The sequence below is a fragment of the Moorena sp. SIO3I6 genome (assembly GCF_010672095.1).
The window spans coordinates 1-1,042 of the sequence record NZ_JAAHHU010001724.1 but is presented as its reverse complement, the minus strand read 5'-3'; the positions used below and the strand labels follow the sequence as shown (position 1 = coordinate 1,042).

The window sequence follows — 1,042 nt, the reverse complement described above, 5'->3', positions numbered from 1 at the left end:
ATGGTAGGCGCTGCCTTGACTAGTGTCTTGGCTCTAGGTTTAGGTGTAGCATCTGAAAACGCCTTGGCCGGTAAGGAAGGAATGGAAAAATGTGCTGGTATCGTTAAGGCGGGTAAGAACGATTGTGGCACCAGCAAGCATGATTGCGGCGGGATGGCTAAGGTAGATAGCGATCCCGAAGAGTGGATCTACGTTCCTGAAGGCACTTGCAACAAGATTGTTGGTGCCACGATTGTAGGAGAATCAAAATCCAGCCAGGAAACTGAAAAGCCAACCGAGAGTGCGCAAGCCAATTAAAGGAAGCTATCAGCACGCTGGGCACTCAGCTATCAGCTTATGAATCATGGCTGAGTAGGGTTATGTACACAGATCCCCCCTAACCCCCCTTAAGAAAGGGGGGAATTAGATTCAGCTGAGTAGCGTTATGTATACAGATCCCCCTTAAGAAAGGGGGGAATTAGATTCAGTTGAGTAGCGTTATGTATACAGATCCCCCCTAACCCCCCTTAAGAAAGGGGGGAATTAGATTCAGCTGAGTAGCGTTATGTACACATATCCCCCTTAAGAAAGGGGGGAATTAGATTCAGCTGAGTAGCGTTATGTACACATATCCCCCTTAAGAAAGGGGGGAATTAGAGTCAACTCACCACTACCATGGATAAATACTAACAATAATGCCATGAAAACAATGCTATGACAACTCACCTTCCTTCAGCTTCAATTAACGGTGCTGGAATCGGTTTACGCTCCGCCCATTATCAAGATATCCTTACTCATAAACATACTATACCTTGGTTTGAAGTATTATTAGATAATTATTTAACGTCTCAGGGTTTACCACTCCACTTTTTAGAAAAAGTCCGCCAAAACTATCCCGTTACGTTGCATGGCGTCGGTATGTCTTTGGGGTCAACCGACCCTTTAGATTTAGAGTATTTGACAAATTTAAAAGAGTTAGCCCAGCAGATTGAACCAGCATACATTTCCGATCACCTATCCTGGATTTCCGTTAATGGTCACTATCTTAACGATTTAATTCCTC

The 1,042-nt window shown here is 44.3% G+C and carries 2 protein-coding genes; both read left to right on the top strand.

The window, feature by feature from the left end; genetic code table 11:
* A partial coding sequence (locus F6K49_RS52650) for a DUF2282 domain-containing protein (RefSeq protein WP_293111081.1) occupies positions 1-297 on the top strand: 297 nt, incomplete at its 5' end.
* Between the two features lie 396 nt (positions 298-693).
* The coding region (locus tag F6K49_RS52645; protein WP_293111080.1) for a DUF692 family multinuclear iron-containing protein at positions 694-1,042 on the top strand (349 nt) is incomplete at its 3' end.